Origin of the sequence: Ralstonia sp. R-29, assembly GCF_049913345.1 — a bacterium.
Taxonomy (GTDB): Bacteria; Pseudomonadota; Gammaproteobacteria; order Burkholderiales; family Burkholderiaceae; genus Ralstonia.
Map to the genome: position 1 here is coordinate 497,889 of NZ_CP184378.1, position 18,496 is coordinate 516,384.

Genomic DNA, 18,496 nt, shown 5'->3' on the forward strand with positions numbered 1-18,496 from the left:
GCTTACTTGGACATCGGCTGCATCGTGCCGCCCATCTGCGCGCAGGTGCCGGCCGGCACGTACTTCCACGACGTCGGATCCTTGTCGATCTTCGATTGGCCGGCGCAGGCGTGGGCGCTGCCGGGGCTGGCGCAGTCGTTCTGACCGGCCTTGGCCACGCCGTAGCACTTTTCCTTGCCGGCGGCATCGGCAGCGTGCACCGGGGTGGACAGGGCGCCCAGCGCGAGCAGGCTACCCAGGGCGGCGGCGATCATGGCGTGTTGTTTCATTTGCGTTCTCCTTGATTGAGCAGGTGTCGTTAAACGGCAGACCGGGGGAAATTCCTTGCCGTACGGTGCACTGCGACATCGCGCAGATGTGTTCCGTGCAACTTGGTCGACGCTTGCGTGCGTTCCTGACACGGAGAACGAAAACTTTTTTGTAGCGCGTCACCGCCAACAAAAAAGGCGACCCAACGGGCCGCCTTCCAGGCGAAACAAGGTGAAACAGGAAAGATTTACTTGGCGTGGTTTGCCGCGCGTGTGCGGGCTGCCTTCTTGGCCGCAGCGGACCGGCCTGCCGCGCCCTTGGTGGCAGCGCCCTTCTTGGCCGCTGCCGAACGCTCGCTGGAGGACCGTTTGGAAGCCGCGCTATGCGCCTGCTTGGAGAGCGACGACTTGGATGCTGCCGCGTGGCCTTCCTTCTTCAGCGTGCGGGTGGTGGTCTTGCTGCGCTTGCTCGTGGATTCCTTACTGGCGCTGGCGTGGCTGCCCTTCTTGGTGCCGGCCTTCACGTCGCGCTCAGCCTTCTTGCGCGTGGCCGCCGAAGCCTTACCTTCGCCTGGTGGCTTGACAGCAACGCCTGAGCGGCGGGCCTTGGACAGCCCGATCGCGATGGCCTGCTTGGTGTTCTTGGCACCGTGCTTGCCCTCGCGGATGTGATCCATTTCTTCCTTGACGAAGTTGCCTGCCTGTGTCGAGGCGGCCTTGCCGTGGCGCTTGTCGGCGCGCGCACGTTCTACGGTTTTGCGTTCCGGCATGATGACGTCCTCCGTTGAGTTGGAGCGCCAGCCGGGCCGTGCCATGGTGAAGGTGGATTGGTGCGTCAAACCGGCGGCGCTAGTGCACACAACCACGCAACCTGCGTACCTGCACCTTCGCAAACGCGCTTAGCCGATACGGAAATGCTCGATGCTCTGTCCAGCGTTGACCGCGCGTTGCAGCCAGTCCGGCATGTCGCCGTTGCCGTCCCAGTGCTGGCCGTCGGCGCTCATATACGTCGGGCCGGCGGGCGGAGGCGGTGCATCGAAGCAACCGTGCGCCTGCAAGTCTTCGACAGACAGGCCGTAGGTTTCCATTTGTTCCCGGATCCAGGCGACCGCATTTTCGCGGTCCGGCAGTGGCGGGTGACCTTCCTTCATCTTGTGCGTATGTTTTGGGTTTTTTCTGTCCGCCGGGCGCTGTGGCGCCTTGAGGGAGAGAGCGGCAGGCGCAGGGCGCGCCTTGCATCGGCGGAAAACACACAAGAATAACAGCAGTTTGCCCGCCGATTCATGTTCTGAATGCGGCGGCATATTGCGTGATTTAATCGCAGTGCTATTTAACGGCGACCGAATTATTTCGCGAACGCAGCCAGCGGTAGGGCGACCACCCCAAATTCATCCCTGCCGCCGCCAGCAGAATGGCGCCCGCCCCGAGGAACTGCGCCACCTGCAACCGGTGTCCAAACGCGACGATGTCGACCACGATGGCCACGATCGGGTAGATAAACGACAGCGAGCCCGTCAGGTGCGTGGGCAACCGCTGGATGGCGCCGTAGAGCAGGATGTACATCAGCCCCGTGTGCACCACGCCCACGGTCACCAGCATCCCCCACGTGCGCGCATCGGCCGGTGCGTGCGACAGGTTGGCCAGCGGCGCCAGCATCAGCACGCCCACACACACCTGGATCAGCGCGATCAGGTGCGGCGGCGTGCCGGCCAGCTTCTTGGTGATGATGGCCGCCACTGCATACGCAAACGCCGCCCCGAGGGCCAGCGCAATCCCCATCAGATAATCCGTGCCTGCGCTGGCGGCCGGCCCCACCTGCACAATCAGCACCACGCCGATGAAGGCGATGGCCAGCCATGTCAGCTTGGCGGCGGTCAGTTTTTCCGACAGGAAGAGCGCGCCAAGGCCAACGAGCATGAACGGCTGCGTGTTGTAGACCGCCGTCGCAATCGAAATGGACGCCCGCGGATACGCCGCAAACAGCAGCAGCCAGTTGATGACGATGGCCACCCCGCCCAGCGCAGCAATGCCCGCGCGCCGCCACGTAATCGCGCCGCGCAGTAACCCGAGGCCCGCGCACACAGCCAGCAACGTGATCGCCCCGAATACACAGCGCCAGAACACCACGTCCATAACGGGCTGCCCCGAGCGCACCACGAACCAGCCGATCGTTCCGGAAATCGTCATGGCGGCGGTCATTTCGACCGTGCCCCGCGTCTTGTCTTGCATGACAGTTGCCCCTTCGTTTTTAGCTTGATGCGAGAAGGATCGCATGCGGAGGGCGCGTTCTCCATGGGTTTTCTAAGGCAAAATGAACCTCTTTCTTCATGAAATAAGGCGAAATGCCAATGGGAGGCGCAATGAGCACGATTGATGCGTTGGACCAGCGGATTCTCGATGTTCTGCTGACCGATTCCCGTATCTCGCTCAAGCAGTTGGCCGAGCAGGTGGGGCTGTCGTCGCCCAGCGTGTCGGAGCGCTTGCGGCGGTTGGAAGAGCGCGGGGTGATCCGCCAGTACACGGTCGATCTGGACCCTGCGGCGCTGGGGTATCCGCTACAGGCCATCGTGCGGGTGCGGCCCATGCCGGGCAAGCTGCATCTCGTGCAGAAGCTGATCGAAGCCATTCCGCAGATCAGCGAGTGCGACAAGGTCACGGGCGAGGATTGCTTTATCGCCCGGCTGTATGTGCAATCGATCGACCAGCTCGACCAGATTCTCGACCGCGTGGCCGATCACGCGGAAACCAACACCGCCATCGTCAAGGCGCAGCCGGTGCGCCGGCGTGCGCCGCCGTTTGCATTGGCGGGCTGAGGGGGGATTGATGGGCTGATCGGCAAGGGGCTCTGGCGCACCGCGCGCGCCCTGCGTCAATACGGGGATGAGGCTATAGTGCCCTGGCGCACGGCCTGATAACGTTCGCGCCGATAACACGTACGCCGGCACGACCGGCGTCAACGAGGGTACCAAAGGAGCTCCTATGCAGAATCCAAGAACAGGGATGCGGTGGGTCGTCGCCGCAATCGCGTCGATCAGCATTACAACGGTCGCGCACGCGGCGTCGGTTGCGCCGGTCGCCGCGGAGAATGGGATGGTGGTGTCCGCACAGCACCTGGCCAGCAAGGTGGGTGTGGACGTGCTCAAGCGTGGCGGCAACGCTGTCGATGCTGCTGTGGCCGTGGGTTACGCGCTGGCCGTGGTCTATCCGGCCGCCGGCAACCTGGGCGGCGGCGGTTTCATGACCATTCAGCTGGCCGATGGGCGCAAGACCTTCCTCGACTTCCGTGAAGTCGCCCCGAAGGCCGCTACCGCCAATATGTATCTGGACAAGGACGGTAACGTCATCAAGGGCGCCTCCACCAAGGGTCATTTGGCCGTGGGCGTGCCGGGCACAGTGTCCGGCATGGAATACGCCCGCGAGAAGTACGGCACCATGCAGCGCGCGGCACTGCTCGCGCCGTCCATCGCGCTGGCCGAGAAGGGCTTCACCCTCGACCAGGGCGACGTCGACATGCTGCTCACCTCTACCAAGGACTTCCAGGAAGACGCTGCCTCGGGCGCGATCTTCCTGAACAAGGGCCAGCCGTTCCAGGTGGGCGAAAAGCTGGTGCAGCACGATCTGGCCAAGACGCTGCGCGAGATCAGCAACAAGGGCACCGACGGCTTCTACAAGGGCTGGGTCGGGGAGGCCATTGCTGCATCAAGCAAAGCGGGCGGCGGTCTGATCACGACCGCAGACCTGACGAGCTACAAGACGCGCGAACTGGCACCGGTCGAATGCGACTACCGCGGCTATCACGTGGTCTCAGCACCGCCCCCGAGTTCGGGCGGCGTGATCATCTGCGAGATGCTCAACATTCTGGAAGGCTATCCGCTCAAGGACCTGGGCTGGCATTCCGCGCAGGCCACGCACTACCAGATCGAAGCCATGCGCCACGCCTATGTGGACCGCAACAGCTACCTGGGCGACCCGGACTTCGTGAAGAACCCGCTGGACCGTCTGCTGAGCAAGGACTACGCGGCCAAGATCCGCGCCGTGATCGACCCGAAGAAGGCCGCTGTGTCGAAGGACATCAAGCCGGGCGTTGAGCCGCATGAGGGCAGCAACACGACGCACTACTCGATTGCGGACAAGTACGGCAACGCGGTGTCCGTCACATACACACTCAACGACTGGTTTGGCGCGAAGGTCACGGCCGCCAAGACGGGCGTGATCCTGAACGACGAGATGGACGACTTCACCGCCAAGGTCGGCGTGCCGAACCTGTACGGCCTGGTGCAGGGTCAAGCCAACTCGATCGCCCCGGGCAAGCGTCCGCTGTCGTCGATGAGCCCGACCATCGTCACCAAGGACGGCAAGCCCGTCATGGTGGTGGGCACGCCGGGTGGCAGCCGCATCATCACGGCCGTCATGCTGACCATGATCAATGCCATCGACTACGCCATGAATGTGCAGGAAGCCGTCGATATGCCGCGCTTCCACCAGCAATGGCTGCCGGACGTGACCAACGTCGAGCCGTACGCGCTGTCGCCGGATACGCGCAAGGTGCTGACCGACATGGGCCACAACCTGGGCGCGCCACAGCCGGCCAACCATCTGGCGGCGATCATCGTCGGGGCGCCGTCGCTGGGCGGCAAGCCGGTCGGCAACAACAAGTTCTATGGCGCGAACGATCCGCGTCGCAACACGGGGTTGGCTGCCGGTTATTGACCAGCGCTGCGCCACGAAAAACCCGCCGGAGTATCGGCGGGTTTTTTATTGCTTGGCGCCAGCGTCAAGGGCAATGGCTCGGCTGATCTGAGCTTGTAGTTGCGCCTGCCACGGTCAGCGACGTGTCGTTCTTCACATCTCCAGCGTGTTCAGGTCGTCCAGCACGATGTCGCGGTCGCCTACAGTGGGCGCGCAGCATCCTGTGCCGCCAGAAAATCAATGAACGTACGCACCTTGGCCGACAGATATTTCCGGCTCGGATACACGGCATGCAGCGTTGTCTTGAAGTTGAGCGCATCCGGCAGCACCGCTGTCAGCCGGCCCTGTGCAATGTCGGTCTGCACCATCCAGGTGGGCAGAAAGACGACGCCCATGCCTTCCAGGGCGGCCAGATGCAGCACCGTTTCGTTCTCGCTTTGCATGATGGTGCGGAAGATGACGGTCTGCGGGCCTTCGGGGCTGTCCAGGGTCAAACTGTTGCCGGAGCCCATGCCGCTGTAGCGCAGCAGCGCGTGGCCATTGAGGTCTGATACGGCCCGAGGGTGGCCTGTGCGTTCCAGATAGGCGGGCGATGCCATCAGGCCAAACTCGATCTGCATCAACGGACGGGCCACCAGCCCGGGGTCAAGCCGGTCTGGCCTGGTGGCGCGTAGTGCCAAGTCGAAGCCTTCATCCACCAGGTTTACGATTCGGCCGCTCAGGTCCATATCCAGGCACACATCGGGGTAGCGGCGGTGATAGTCGGCCAGTAAGCCGGTAAAGCGCGGGCTGGCCACCCACACCGGCGCACTGAGCTTGAGCGTGCCGCGAGGCGTGACGGTGACATTGCTGATGGCAGCCTCCACCTCGTCCAACCCTTCCAGCGTGGCTCTGGCCTGGCTGAAGTACAGCGCGCCGGCCTCGGTCAGGCTGACGTGGCGGCTCGTCCGGTTGAGCAGGCGATTGCCCAGGCGGCTTTCCAGGTGCATCACGTGTTTGCTTGCCATGGCGGGCGAGAGGTCCAGTCGCTTGGCGGCAGCGGCAAAGCTGCGCAGCTCCGCCACCATGCAGAACACGCGCAGGCTGGTCAGGGTGTCCATCAGATCATCAACAAATAGGAAAGGATCCGGTAACTTTACGCCAATTGATTGCCCATTAGAAAACCACGATGCTACGCAAACGCGTGATCCGACCTAGCGGCGTCGCGACTTTGCATAGAGAGCCCATCGTGAATACACCCCGACTCCCCACGTACTTCATCAGCCACGGCGGCGGCCCCTGGCCGTACATGACGGGCGACTTCCGTCACAACTTTGATCAGCTCGAGCGTTCTCTGGTGGAAATGCGCGCCGAGTTGGGCAGCGTGCCCAAGGCCGTGTTGATGATCTCAGGCCATTGGGAGGAAGCCGGTTTCGCCGTCTCTTCGGGCAGCCGCCCCGGCATGGTGTACGACTACTACGGCTTCCCCGAGTATTTCTATCAGATCCAGTACCGTGCGCCGGGCTCGCCCGAACTGGCGCAGCGCGTGCGCGATCTGCTGCTGGGGAGTGACCTTGATGCGCGGCTCGACCCGACGCGGGGTTTTGACCACGGCACCTTCAGCGTGATGAAGCCGTTGTGGCCCGATGAAGACATCCCCGTCGTGCAGTTGTCGCTGGATGCAGGCCTCGATCCCGCGCTGCATCTGAAGGTCGGCAAGGCCCTCGCGCCGTTGCGCGATGAGGGTGTGCTCATCATCGGCAGCGGTTTGAGTTACCACAACCTACGCGCCATGCGCGGCACCAGCGGGCATGAGCCGTCCCGGCAGTTTGACGCGTGGCTGCAGCAGACGCTGGTGGAGGCTTCGCCCGTTGAACGCGCTGCGCGGCTGATCGGTTGGGAGCGTGCCCCCAGCGCGCGCGATGCGCACCCGCGTGAAGACCACCTGCTTCCGTTGATGGTGGCCGTTGGCGCAGCGTGGGATGAGCCCGGCACCACCACCTATCACCAGACCGATCTTTTCGGTGGGCTGACCGCATCGAGCTTCCGATTCGGCAACACGCTTGCGCAATAACTTCCCATCCTGGCCACCGAGCCATTCTGGAAAGTCACCATGAAAGCAGCGCCTTTGAAGTCCTCTGGTGGCGCCTGGATGCCTGCTTACACCTCGAAGTATTCCGGGCGCAGCCGGCGCGTGATTTCCAGCACGGGCAGCACCTGGTCGAGGTGCTCCCGCATGGCCCGGATGGCTTCCTTCGGTTTGCCGGAGGCGAGCGCGTCGACGACGGCGCGGTGCTCGGCCAGCACTTCGGTCATGCGGCCTTCCAGGGGGAGGGTCAGCAGCCGATAGCGGTCGATCTGCGTTTTGACGTCCAGAATGATCTGCCACACGCCGGGGTAGCCCGACAGCTCGGCCAGCGTGGCATGAAAGGCTTCGTCTGTGCGGAAGAACCCGCGGCGGTTGCTGTCGCGCACGCATTGCGCCTGGCGCTCCAGCACGGCATTGAGCTTCTTGATGCCTTCCGGCGTCATGCGCTCAGCCGCCTTCTCAATGATGGCGACTTCCAGCGCGCTGCGCACCAGCATGGCTTCTTCCAGCGTATTGAGCGGAATGCGCGACACGAACGTGCCAACACGCGGCTGCACGTCGATCAGGCCTTCTTCCGCCAGCCGCTGCACAGCCTCGTGAACGGGGGTGCGGCTGGTGCCGAATTCATCCGCGAGCTCTTTTTCAACGATGCGCGTGCCGGGCAGGAGTTCCATCTCGAGGATGCGCTCGCGCAGGCTGAGGTAGACGCGTCGGGACGCGGTCATCGTGACCTCGTCATGCGACGGCGAGGAAGCGGGGCGCGAAGTCATACAGCTCGCAACAAGATCGGGTGGTAGTGGAAGGGATTGCAATGCGCTGCCTGAGTATGTCGATGCGGTCCAAGACCAATGAGCGATGGGCGGCGCGGGCATCATGATAGCGGCAAAGCCCACGCACTTGAACTGCTGCCAAACCGAGCCCGACCTCCATACGGAGGGGTTCTAAGAGCCGGGCCGTCCATCGCTTTTTTGAAGGAGGCGGGTTGTTCAGCGAGCGTCGGTCACGGTGGTATTGAAGGTCTGCCCACCGATCACTACGTTCTGCAGCGTGATGTCGTGCACGTTGTAGGTGTAGATCGGCCCCGGCACGGTGGCGCTCGCAGGGCCAGTCGCCGTGGGTGTGCCAAAGTTGCAGTTGGAGATCGTCACGCCAGAAATGGGTGGCACGGTGGGCGCGGGCAGCGGCCCGTTGTAGTCAAACGCCACAGGGCCCTGCGCCACGATGGCCTGGAAGCACGACCCTGTCAGGCCGCCCACCGTGACATTGCCAGCCACCACGTTCGAGATGTTGATGTTCTGCACCAGCGCCGGCCGTGTGCGGATGGCATCCGCGGCGGGTTGGTAGTCGCAGTCGAACGTGATCAGCCCGCCCTGCGATGCAGACGGATTTGCCGCTGTAGACGTCACCACGCCGAGCGGCACCGTGCTGTTGATCGGACTGCCCGTCAGCATCTTGCTGCCGTAGCCGGCACCCGCCAGGTTGACCCCATTGGGCAGGCTGACGTTAGTCACATAGAAGTTCTTCACGAACCCGCCACGGTTCATGTTCGTCTTGATGCGGATGGCGATGTTCAGCGAGTTGGTCGCCCAGAACTGGTTGAGCATCGCCAGATTGCGCGCGTAGATGTTCTGCACGCCGCCGCCCATTTCGCTGGCCAGGGTGATGCCGCCGTGACCGCTGTTCATCGTGCAGTTCTGGATGACGTGGTCCTGCGCGGGGCCGTAGCCGGTATCCAGATTCTTGCCCGACTTGATGGCGATGCAGTCGTCACCCGTGTTGAAGGTCACGTTCTCACACAGCACGTTGCTGCAGGCATCTGGGTCGAAGCCGTCATTGTTCGGGCCGATGCTGTCCACCGTAACGCCACGGATGACCACGTTCGTGCAATGCACCGGATGGTGCTGCCAGAACGGCGTGTTGATGGTGCGGTAGTTCTCCATCAGCACACTGGTGCAGCCGATGAGCTCCACCATGCACGGCCGCAGGTAGTGGCCCAGACCGAAGATGCGCTTTTCCACCGGCACGCCAGCTTCGGACAGGGCCGGCAGGTAATTCTGATCCTGCTGCCAGGGCGTAGCAGGATTGGTCAGCAGCGTATACAGCGCGCTCGAGATGCCCGGCACCGCCGTCTGCAAGTCGACGTTGTTCGGGTTGCTATAGGCCTGTGAAGGTGTGCTCGAGCTAGCGCAGCCGTAGGCGCCGTTGGTGCCCTTGAAGGTCCACCAGCATGTGCTGGTGTTGCCCGTGCCCGCAAATGGCGTCATGGCCTGCCCATTGAGCACCGACGTCGAGCCCTCGCCCGTCAGCGCGATGTTGTTGGCGTTGCGCGCGTAGATCGGGGAGCCGTAGTTCAGACAGTCGTCCGCTTGCCAGCGGCTGTAATAGAGCCTGCCGTTGGCGCCGCAATCGACCGGGCCATCCTTGGCGTAGTCAGCCGGGTTGGCGCTGAAGTAAATCGTGCAATTCGCACTCAGGTGGAAGTTGACGTTGCTCAGCAGCACGATCGGCCCCGCGCAATACCACGTGCCCGAGGGCACCACCACGCGACCACCGCCTGCGGCGTTGCACGCGGCAATCGCGGCCAGGAATGCCGGTCGCGAATCGAAAGAACCCGGTGCCTGTGTTGCCCCGGCACCTGAACTGACAGGGGATTTGGTCGGATCGGTATATGGACTCGTCTGCGCAACCACGGCGCACGGCTGCGCACCAAACGCTTCCACCTGGAAATCCATGGCGGGAAACGCGCTCTGCGCAACGCCCTGCAGCGACGAGATGATGGTGGTGGCGGCGCCGTTCGCACCCCAGATCGGATCGGCCTGTATGGGGGCGGTCGGCGTGCTGGTAACCGGTGCCGCCGCGTCGGAGTCCCCGCCACAGGCACTCACTAGCGCACCACCGACCGCAGCACCGCCGTAGCTCAGAAACGCGCGTCGAGCGGGATTCAGTGGGGCGTGGGCGCGGCGCGCGAGTTGCCGCAGGATGCGAGTGGCGGATGCCATGGCTCTCCCTCCGTGGGTTGTTCTTAGGTGTGCTGTTCGAACCACTGCAAGTAAATATATCAGTGTTTGTGTGTTGATATATTAGTGATCCGAGCCGAGTTTCCCTTGTCGTTGTTCCCAGGGCTGAGTCAGCGAAGGTGTGGATCAGCCGTCGCTGACCGGCATCAGCGGGGTAATTCGATAAGGACTGATGGTGTCGTAATCAGCTAATTTTCGCTCGCAATCCCAGGCCCCGCCGGGGCCCCGACGGCATTCTTCATGGCTGTGTCATTGGGGAGTCATGAAAAAGGTGTTGCCAAGTTCGCCAAAGATGCCTATAGTTCGCCCCTCGCTGCAAACGACAGCGCCGAAACGAAAGCGACGGCGGGGTGGTTAAGGCGGTGGAGAAGTAGAAGTGGTGCGGGTTTGCGGGTTGTTGAGTGGTTGGCGATGGCTCGAAGTTGCAGTGAAGTTAGCGACGCGTTGAACGATAAAAATTCTTCAGCAAGTTGTTGACAGCGGCGAAAAAGCTCTGCATAATCTCATTTCTCTGCTGCAGCAAACGCAGCGACGCGGTGAACAAAGTTGATCGCGCAGTTCTTTAACAAGCAAACAGCCGATAAGTGTGGGCGCTTAATACTGGGTGCGACGAGATTCGTCTCGTTAGCTAACAAGTAATGAAGTGCTCGCACAGAAGTAAGGTTTGAACGAAAGTTCAAGTCAGATTCTGAGAGTGAGCGACCGCTCGTAAAGAGCGAAAACAGCAGATTGAACTGAAGAGTTTGATCCTGGCTCAGATTGAACGCTGGCGGCATGCCTTACACATGCAAGTCGAACGGCAGCATGATCTAGCTTGCTAGATTGATGGCGAGTGGCGAACGGGTGAGTAATACATCGGAACGTGCCCTGTAGTGGGGGATAACTAGTCGAAAGATTAGCTAATACCGCATACGACCTGAGGGTGAAAGTGGGGGACCGCAAGGCCTCATGCTATAGGAGCGGCCGATGTCTGATTAGCTAGTTGGTGAGGTAAAGGCTCACCAAGGCGACGATCAGTAGCTGGTCTGAGAGGACGATCAGCCACACTGGGACTGAGACACGGCCCAGACTCCTACGGGAGGCAGCAGTGGGGAATTTTGGACAATGGGCGAAAGCCTGATCCAGCAATGCCGCGTGTGTGAAGAAGGCCTTCGGGTTGTAAAGCACTTTTGTCCGGAAAGAAATGGCTCTGGTTAATACCTGGGGTCGATGACGGTACCGGAAGAATAAGGACCGGCTAACTACGTGCCAGCAGCCGCGGTAATACGTAGGGTCCAAGCGTTAATCGGAATTACTGGGCGTAAAGCGTGCGCAGGCGGTTGTGCAAGACCGATGTGAAATCCCCGGGCTTAACCTGGGAATTGCATTGGTGACTGCACGGCTAGAGTGTGTCAGAGGGGGGTAGAATTCCACGTGTAGCAGTGAAATGCGTAGAGATGTGGAGGAATACCGATGGCGAAGGCAGCCCCCTGGGATAACACTGACGCTCATGCACGAAAGCGTGGGGAGCAAACAGGATTAGATACCCTGGTAGTCCACGCCCTAAACGATGTCAACTAGTTGTTGGGGATTCATTTCCTTAGTAACGTAGCTAACGCGTGAAGTTGACCGCCTGGGGAGTACGGTCGCAAGATTAAAACTCAAAGGAATTGACGGGGACCCGCACAAGCGGTGGATGATGTGGATTAATTCGATGCAACGCGAAAAACCTTACCTACCCTTGACATGCCACTAACGAAGCAGAGATGCATTAGGTGCTCGAAAGAGAAAGTGGACACAGGTGCTGCATGGCTGTCGTCAGCTCGTGTCGTGAGATGTTGGGTTAAGTCCCGCAACGAGCGCAACCCTTGTCTCTAGTTGCTACGAAAGGGCACTCTAGAGAGACTGCCGGTGACAAACCGGAGGAAGGTGGGGATGACGTCAAGTCCTCATGGCCCTTATGGGTAGGGCTTCACACGTCATACAATGGTGCATACAGAGGGTTGCCAAGCCGCGAGGTGGAGCTAATCCCAGAAAATGCATCGTAGTCCGGATCGTAGTCTGCAACTCGACTACGTGAAGCTGGAATCGCTAGTAATCGCGGATCAGCATGCCGCGGTGAATACGTTCCCGGGTCTTGTACACACCGCCCGTCACACCATGGGAGTGGGCTTTACCAGAAGTAGTTAGCCTAACCGCAAGGAGGGCGATTACCACGGTAGGGTTCATGACTGGGGTGAAGTCGTAACAAGGTAGCCGTATCGGAAGGTGCGGCTGGATCACCTCCTTTAAGAGCGTGCATCCGACGTTAGGCGTCCACACTTATCGGTTTGTTTGATGTTACAGCCAAGGGTCTGTAGCTCAGGTGGTTAGAGCACCGTCTTGATAAGGCGGGGGTCGTAGGTTCAAGTCCTACCAGACCCACCAAGTTACGGACGGTGGAAGTATCTCTGCCGTGACTGGGGGATTAGCTCAGCTGGGAGAGCACCTGCTTTGCAAGCAGGGGGTCGTCGGTTCGATCCCGTCATCCTCCACCAATACCTTTTGGTTACCAAACGCAAGCATCGACGCGGTGTCGATGGTGTTTGCGTTTGGCCTAGCCAAGACGAGCGTAAAAGTTCGGCTGTTCTTTAACAATATGGAATGTAGTAAAGGTGTCGCGGTGCGTTGATGAGACGCACATTCAAACGCGACACTGGGTTGTGATTGTATCAACCAGTATTACCAGAGCAATCGAAAGATTGTCTTGGAATACGGCACAACGCGAGAACTCAGCCTATAGCGAGACATACTCGTTATAGGGTCAAGCGAATAAGTGCATGTGGTGGATGCCTTGGCGATTACAGGCGATGAAGGACGTAGTAGCCTGCGAAAAGCTGCGGGGAGCTGGCAAACAAGCTTTGATCCGCAGATGTCCGAATGGGGAAACCCGGCCCGCATGGGTCATCCCTGACTGAATACATAGGTCAGGGAAGCGAACGCAGTGAACTGAAACATCTAAGTAGCTGCAGGAACAGAAATCAACCGAGATTCCCAAAGTAGTGGCGAGCGAAATGGGATCAGCCTTGTACTCTTTAGCAGTATTGCTAGCAGAACGGAATGGAAAGTCCGGCCATAGTGGGTGATAGCCCCGTATGCGAAAGCAGTATTGTGGAACTAGGTGTACGACAAGTAGGGCGGGACACGTGAAATCCTGTCTGAAGATGGGGGGACCATCCTCCAAGGCTAAATACTCGTAATCGACCGATAGTGAACCAGTACCGTGAGGGAAAGGCGAAAAGAACCCCGGGAGGGGAGTGAAATAGATCCTGAAACCGCATGCATACAAACAGTCGGAGCCTGGAAACGGGTGACGGCGTACCTTTTGTATAATGGGTCAGCGACTTACATTCAGTGGCAAGCTTAACCGATTAGGGAAGGCGTAGCGAAAGCGAGTCCGAATAGGGCGTTCAGTCGCTGGGTGTAGACCCGAAACCAAGTGATCTATCCATGGCCAGGTTGAAGGTGCGGTAACACGTACTGGAGGACCGAACCCACTAACGTTGAAAAGTTAGGGGATGAGCTGTGGATAGGGGTGAAAGGCTAAACAAACTTGGAAATAGCTGGTTCTCTCCGAAAACTATTTAGGTAGTGCCTCGTGTCTCACCTTCGGGGGTAGAGCACTGTCATGGTTGGGGGGTCTATTGCTGATTACCCCGCCATAGCAAACTCCGAATACCGAAGAGTGCAATCACGGGAGACAGACATCGGGTGCTAACGTCCGGTGTCAAGAGGGAAACAACCCAGACCGCCAGCTAAGGTCCCTAAATATGGCTAAGTGGGAAACGAAGTGGGAAGGCTAAAACAGTCAGGAGGTTGGCTTAGAAGCAGCCACCCTTTAAAGAAAGCGTAATAGCTCACTGATCGAGTCGTCCTGCGCGGAAGATGTAACGGGGCTAAGCCATATACCGAAGCTGCGGATGCACGTAAGTGCATGGTAGGAGAGCGTTCTGTAAGCCTGTGAAGGTGTCTTGTAAAGGATGCTGGAGGTATCAGAAGTGCGAATGCTGACATGAGTAGCGATAAAGGGGGTGAAAGGCCCCCTCGCCGTAAGCCCAAGGTTTCCTACGCAACGTTCATCGGCGTAGGGTGAGTCGGCCCCTAAGGCGAGGCAGAGATGCGTAGCTGATGGGAAGCAGGTTAATATTCCTGCACCGTCGTATGATGCGATGGGGGGACGGATCGCGGAAGGTTGTCCGGGTGTTGGATGTCCCGGTCCCTGCATTGGAGATGGCACTTAGGCAAATCCGGGTGCGTGATTCAAGGGTGTGGGGCGAGCGACTTTAGGTCGCGAAGCAATTGGAAGTGGTTCCAAGAAAAGCCTCTAAGCTTCAGTCATACGAGACCGTACCGCAAACCGACACAGGTGGGCGAGATGAGTATTCTAAGGCGCTTGAGAGAACTCGGGAGAAGGAACTCGGCAAATTGGTACCGTAACTTCGGGATAAGGTACGCCCTTGTAGTTTGACTGGCTCGCGCCAGAAGGACGAAGGGGTTGCAATAAAATGGTGGCTGCGACTGTTTAATAAAAACACAGCACTCTGCAAACACGAAAGTGGACGTATAGGGTGTGACGCCTGCCCGGTGCCGGAAGATTAAATGATGGGGTGCAAGCTCTTGATTGAAGTCCCGGTAAACGGCGGCCGTAACTATAACGGTCCTAAGGTAGCGAAATTCCTTGTCGGGTAAGTTCCGACCTGCACGAATGGCGTAACGATGGCCACACTGTCTCCTCCCGAGACTCAGCGAAGTTGAAGTGTTTGTGATGATGCAATCTCCCCGCGGCTAGACGGAAAGACCCCATGAACCTTTACTGTAGCTTTGCATTGGACTTTGAACCGATCTGTGTAGGATAGGTGGGAGGCTTTGAAACCGGGACGCTAGTTTCGGTGGAGCCGACCTTGAAATACCACCCTGGTTTGTTTGAGGTTCTAACCTTGGCCCGTGAATCCGGGTCGGGGACAGTGCATGGTAGGCAGTTTGACTGGGGCGGTCTCCTCCCAAAGTGTAACGGAGGAGTTCGAAGGTACGCTTGGTACGGTCGGACATCGTACCTAAAGTGCAATGGCAAAAGCGTGCTTAACTGCGAGACCGACAAGTCGAGCAGGTGCGAAAGCAGGACATAGTGATCCGGTGGTTCTGTATGGAAGGGCCATCGCTCAACGGATAAAAGGTACTCTGGGGATAACAGGCTGATACCGCCCAAGAGTTCATATCGACGGCGGTGTTTGGCACCTCGATGTCGGCTCATCTCATCCTGGGGCTGTAGCCGGTCCCAAGGGTATGGCTGTTCGCCATTTAAAGAGGTACGTGAGCTGGGTTTAAAACGTCGTGAGACAGTTTGGTCCCTATCTGCCGTGGGCGTTGGAATCTTGACGGGGGCTGCTCCTAGTACGAGAGGACCGGAGTGGACGTACCGCTGGTGTACCTGTTGTCTCGCCAGAGGCATCGCAGGGTAGCTATGTACGGAAGAGATAACCGCTGAAAGCATCTAAGCGGGAAACTTGCCTGAAGATGAGGATTCCCTGGAGACTTGATCTCCCTGAAGGGTCGTTCGAGACCAGGACGTTGATAGGCTGGGTGTGGAAGCGCAGTAATGCGTTCAGCTAACCAGTACTAATTGCCCGTGCGGCTTGATCCTATAACCGGTATGTTTCCGGCTGGGTCTGCCTTGTGCCTGATACATAAGTCACAACCTAAACTACATTCCCATATTGGCGACGTTGCCCACAAACGCAACGACGCGACAAGTCATAGCCTGGTGACCATAGCGAGTCGGTACCACCCCTTCCCATCCCGAACAGGACCGTGAAACGACTCCGCGCCGATGATAGTGCGGATTCCCGTGTGAAAGTAGGTCATCGCCAGGCTCTCCCATAAAACACCCCAGCTCCACACCGAGCTGGGGTGTTTGCTTTTAGGCGGCTGCAAACACTATCGGGAGAATATTTTACATAATCCTAATTATGGGACAGGATGGCATCTTTACGGGTGTTGCGTGTTCTTGAGATTGTTGATGCACTTGGACGCAACGCTTGGGATGGTCAATGGTACAAACGCCGCTCCAACGTGAACATCCGTCTTGGATAGATCACGGGATGCCGGCCGACAGCAACGTAGCTCACACCGGCCGGCAATTGGAAGAGAGTTCTCCCAACGATCATTTGGTCGCAAAAGCATTGGCAATTTGCGTCGCTCGTTTCATGTCGTCCCCATGTAGATAGATCGAGGTCGTCGAGATGGACGCATGCCGTAGATTGTCGCGCACGGTGGTCAGTTCGGCGCCGCGCGCCAGGGCGTGGGTGGCATGGGTATGCCGCATCCAGTGCGGACTGGCTTTGCGTAGCTTCTCTGCCAGCACTGCGTGATCGTTTTCGATGACATCGGCAGCCGTCTCAAAAAACCGTCTAACCACGCTCCACAGTCGCGTCCCCGTGATGCCTCCAGCGGCGCCGATCTCCAGCCCACCAATCAGCGGTGTCTTCGGAGTCCAGCGCGCCCGCGTGACCGGTAGCCCGCGCTCCACGAGGTAGCGGTCGAGCGCCGCTCGCGCCAGTGGTGGCAGCGCAACCTTGCCAGCGCGACTCCCCTTCCCCACCAGGTTGAGCCAGTGATCGCCCTGTTGGTCCGTTTCGATGTCGCCAAGCTTTGCGGAAACGAGTTCGCTGGCACGCAGGCCAGTCGCATAGCCAAAATCCAGCACGAAGCGCAGCCGCTGCGCGGCGGGTGCCTCCCAGCCATACGACCACTCCAGTCCATCGGCGATGGTGCGGATCAGCGTCCATTCGCCTTCCGTAAAAGCGTGCGAGGCGTCCAGCGCGGCAGTCCGCCCGCCACCACGTACTTTGATGCCTGCAAACGGGTTGGCCAGCACGTAGCGCTGCTGAATCAACCAACGGAACATCGCGCCCAACACGGACAACGCGTAGGCGATCGAGCGGGCCGAGAGCCCGTCAGTGAATGGCCGCCATTCGACGGAGGTGCGTGGGCGTGCCGGGCCGACCCAACGTTCGCGCAGTGTCGGTCGGCGCAGGAAGCTCCGGTAGGCAATCGCGTCCTCGGTGGTGAGCGACGACAGCGGCCGGCCGCGTTCGACGATGGCCCACAAGATCAGGCGCTCCGCCTCTTTGCGGTACGAACGTTGGGTCGCCGGCGACTCGTGCAGGGACAGCCACGCTTGAATGGCCTCGTAATCGTTGTCAGCAGTGAGTACGCAGGTCTCGCGCGGCGCACGGAATTGCCCCTGCGAGCCGTCAACCTCCTGGGGCAGGCGCAATTGCTCCCACGGCACGACTATGCCGCGGACCCGCTCGGCGATTAGCGCGCGGGCACGCTCGGTCAGTTGGGGGTGCTCGGCAAAGAACGCCTCGATACGCCGCGCACTGGCCTGCCCCAAGCCGGGAATGACGGCCCACCAGCGGCGTCGGCGCGGCACGCGGACGGTCAGGTCGGCCAGGGTGTCGATGCCGGCGGCGCGTAGCGCGGCGACAGTCCGAGCATCCAACCACAATCCGACGTCATCGCTGATGAGCGGGGCGGGAAGCGGCAGCGTGCGGAGCAGCTCGATCGCCTGGTCGGCGGCCCTACCCTGTTTGGCACGGTCGGCTGCCGGCATCTCGAATAGCACTGCCAGGTCTTCGCGTTGACGCCGGCGTGCAAACGCGGCGAGCTGGCGCCGAATGTGTCCAAGCACGCCGCGCGAGGACTGCCCGGGGTCCAGGCGCTCGCCCAGATAGCGTTCAACGGCCTCGCGGGTCGACAAGCCGGCATGCCAAGCACGCAGCACGGCCAGCTCGGCGGCGTCGGGGAAATCAGGTGGAGTGCCGACGGAGGGATCGACGGGGAACAGGCGCGTTTTCATGGAAGGCAGTTTAGTGCTTCCATGCGGCTATTGCGATAAGAATAGTTATCGCAATAGCGCTATATCTTCGAAGAGGGACACAAGTGATCCTCGGGAACTTGTCGTTTGGCCGCTGAGCTTGCTCGTCTTCACGGCATGTCTTCCACTTCAAATCGTCAAGTTCAGGCCGGATTCTCCACGTCTCAGCGGCATTGTCTCTTGGTGCAGAGTCACATCACAGGCGCACCTTGTCCGTCCTGTTTAGATCAAACAATGGAGCTGCGCATCATTTTTCTCTGCTGAAAAAAATCTTCATCGTGCCGTTGTCTTGCGGACGGCTTACGAGTTTTCTACTTTTGCGGCAGTCCATACAAAAAGCGATGCGCAAGGACAGCGCACACGGCCAGGGGGATTGGCTATCAAGCAGCGCACCCGACAGGTGAATATCCGCATGAAGTCCTTGACCCCCTTCAGCAGCGCCGTGCATTCAGCGCGGACCGATTCAGCGGCCATCATGGCCCACCTGCCACCGCATAGCGGCCAAAGTGCTCGGGCATAAATGCTCGACACACCGTCACCGCACCGCGCATCTCGTCTTTCGCCCGCCGTCGCCGGC

At 59.8% G+C, this 18,496-nt stretch carries 11 protein-coding genes, 2 tRNA genes and 3 rRNA genes; 8 read left to right on the forward strand and 8 right to left on the reverse strand.

The annotated features are described in order from the left end of the window. Positions 1-2 precede the first annotated feature (2 nt). The 4 genes from ACN9M1_RS19465 to ACN9M1_RS19480 all read right to left on the reverse strand — a co-directional run bounded on the left by ACN9M1_RS19465 (position 3) and on the right by ACN9M1_RS19480 (position 2,477). Positions 3-269, reverse strand: coding sequence for a DUF2282 domain-containing protein (locus ACN9M1_RS19465; protein ID WP_426400196.1), 267 nt, complete (start codon positions 267-269; stop codon positions 3-5). Between the two features lie 227 nt (positions 270-496). Further along, on the reverse strand, positions 497-1,018 hold the full coding sequence (locus ACN9M1_RS19470; RefSeq protein WP_426400197.1) for a DNA-binding protein: 522 nt from the start codon (positions 1,016-1,018) through the stop codon (positions 497-499). A 129-nt stretch (positions 1,019-1,147) separates the two neighbouring features. After that, on the reverse strand, positions 1,148-1,336 hold the full coding sequence (locus ACN9M1_RS19475) for an H-NS family nucleoid-associated regulatory protein (RefSeq protein ID WP_426400198.1): 189 nt from the start codon (positions 1,334-1,336) through the stop codon (positions 1,148-1,150). A gap of 238 nt (positions 1,337-1,574) precedes the next feature. Continuing rightward, entirely contained in the window at positions 1,575-2,477 is a 903-nt protein-coding gene (locus ACN9M1_RS19480; RefSeq protein ID WP_426400199.1) for a DMT family transporter, read from the reverse strand. A gap of 131 nt (positions 2,478-2,608) precedes the next feature. Between ACN9M1_RS19480 and ACN9M1_RS19485 the strand changes: the two genes are divergently transcribed. Next, a complete protein-coding gene (locus ACN9M1_RS19485; RefSeq protein ID WP_426400200.1) occupies positions 2,609-3,061 on the forward strand; it encodes an Lrp/AsnC family transcriptional regulator in 453 nt (150 codons plus the stop codon). A gap of 166 nt (positions 3,062-3,227) precedes the next feature. Beyond that, a complete protein-coding gene (gene ggt / locus ACN9M1_RS19490; RefSeq protein ID WP_426400201.1) occupies positions 3,228-4,958 on the forward strand; it encodes a gamma-glutamyltransferase in 1,731 nt (576 codons plus the stop codon). 179 nt (positions 4,959-5,137) lie between these two features. Here ggt and ACN9M1_RS19495 read toward each other — a convergent pair whose 3' ends face one another. Then, positions 5,138-6,037, reverse strand: coding sequence for a LysR family transcriptional regulator (locus ACN9M1_RS19495; RefSeq protein WP_426400202.1), 900 nt, complete (start codon positions 6,035-6,037; stop codon positions 5,138-5,140). Between the two features lie 128 nt (positions 6,038-6,165). Between ACN9M1_RS19495 and ACN9M1_RS19500 the strand changes: the two genes are divergently transcribed. After that, on the forward strand, positions 6,166-6,990 hold the full coding sequence (locus ACN9M1_RS19500; protein ID WP_426400203.1) for a DODA-type extradiol aromatic ring-opening family dioxygenase: 825 nt from the start codon (positions 6,166-6,168) through the stop codon (positions 6,988-6,990). A gap of 86 nt (positions 6,991-7,076) precedes the next feature. Here the strand turns inward: ACN9M1_RS19500 and ACN9M1_RS19505 are convergent, their stop codons facing one another. Both ACN9M1_RS19505 and ACN9M1_RS19510 read right to left on the reverse strand, forming a co-directional pair. Next, the gene (locus tag ACN9M1_RS19505; RefSeq protein ID WP_426400204.1) at positions 7,077-7,730 is read right to left on the reverse strand and encodes a GntR family transcriptional regulator; all 654 of its coding nucleotides are present in this window, start codon (positions 7,728-7,730) and stop codon (positions 7,077-7,079) included. A gap of 261 nt (positions 7,731-7,991) precedes the next feature. Continuing rightward, positions 7,992-10,004, reverse strand: coding sequence for a glycoside hydrolase family 28 protein (locus ACN9M1_RS19510; RefSeq protein ID WP_426400205.1), 2,013 nt, complete (start codon positions 10,002-10,004; stop codon positions 7,992-7,994). Positions 10,005-10,753: 749 nt separating this feature from the next. On the opposite strand from ACN9M1_RS19510, the gene ACN9M1_RS19515 reads away from it, so the two are divergent. The 5 genes from ACN9M1_RS19515 (at position 10,754) to rrf (ending at position 15,910) form a co-directional block, all read left to right on the forward strand. Beyond that, positions 10,754-12,291, forward strand: a 16S ribosomal RNA gene (locus ACN9M1_RS19515). A 60-nt stretch (positions 12,292-12,351) separates the two neighbouring features. Beyond that, positions 12,352-12,428: transfer RNA gene (locus ACN9M1_RS19520), tRNA-Ile, on the forward strand. Between the two features lie 34 nt (positions 12,429-12,462). Beyond that, a tRNA-Ala gene (locus ACN9M1_RS19525) sits at positions 12,463-12,538 on the forward strand. Between the two features lie 264 nt (positions 12,539-12,802). After that, positions 12,803-15,681: ribosomal RNA gene (locus ACN9M1_RS19530) — 23S ribosomal RNA — on the forward strand. Between the two features lie 116 nt (positions 15,682-15,797). Next, positions 15,798-15,910, forward strand: a 5S ribosomal RNA gene (gene rrf, locus ACN9M1_RS19535). The 16S, 23S and 5S rRNA genes sit together here with 2 tRNA genes alongside, the layout of an rRNA operon. A gap of 290 nt (positions 15,911-16,200) precedes the next feature. Here rrf and ACN9M1_RS19540 read toward each other — a convergent pair. Continuing rightward, positions 16,201-17,901: a phage integrase family protein gene (locus tag ACN9M1_RS19540; RefSeq protein WP_426400206.1), complete on the reverse strand. Its 1,701-nt coding sequence runs from the start codon at positions 17,899-17,901 to the stop codon at positions 16,201-16,203. Positions 17,902-18,496 lie beyond the last annotated feature (595 nt).

Coding starts and splice junctions, on each gene's coding strand:
- ACN9M1_RS19510 (WP_426400205.1), bottom strand. CDS start 10,004: ATGGCATCCGCCACTCGCATCCTGCGGCAACTCGCGCGCCGCGCCCAC.
- ACN9M1_RS19505 (WP_426400204.1), bottom strand. CDS start 7,730: ATGACCGCGTCCCGACGCGTCTACCTCAGCCTGCGCGAGCGCATCCTC.
- ACN9M1_RS19485 (WP_426400200.1), top strand. CDS start 2,609: ATGAGCACGATTGATGCGTTGGACCAGCGGATTCTCGATGTTCTGCTG.
- ACN9M1_RS19470 (WP_426400197.1), bottom strand. CDS start 1,018: ATGCCGGAACGCAAAACCGTAGAACGTGCGCGCGCCGACAAGCGCCAC.
- ACN9M1_RS19480 (WP_426400199.1), bottom strand. CDS start 2,477: ATGCAAGACAAGACGCGGGGCACGGTCGAAATGACCGCCGCCATGACG.
- ACN9M1_RS19495 (WP_426400202.1), bottom strand. CDS start 6,037: ATGGACACCCTGACCAGCCTGCGCGTGTTCTGCATGGTGGCGGAGCTG.
- ACN9M1_RS19465 (WP_426400196.1), bottom strand. CDS start 269: ATGAAACAACACGCCATGATCGCCGCCGCCCTGGGTAGCCTGCTCGCG.
- ACN9M1_RS19540 (WP_426400206.1), bottom strand. CDS start 17,901: ATGAAAACGCGCCTGTTCCCCGTCGATCCCTCCGTCGGCACTCCACCT.
- ggt (WP_426400201.1), top strand. CDS start 3,228: ATGCAGAATCCAAGAACAGGGATGCGGTGGGTCGTCGCCGCAATCGCG.
- ACN9M1_RS19475 (WP_426400198.1), bottom strand. CDS start 1,336: ATGGAAACCTACGGCCTGTCTGTCGAAGACTTGCAGGCGCACGGTTGC.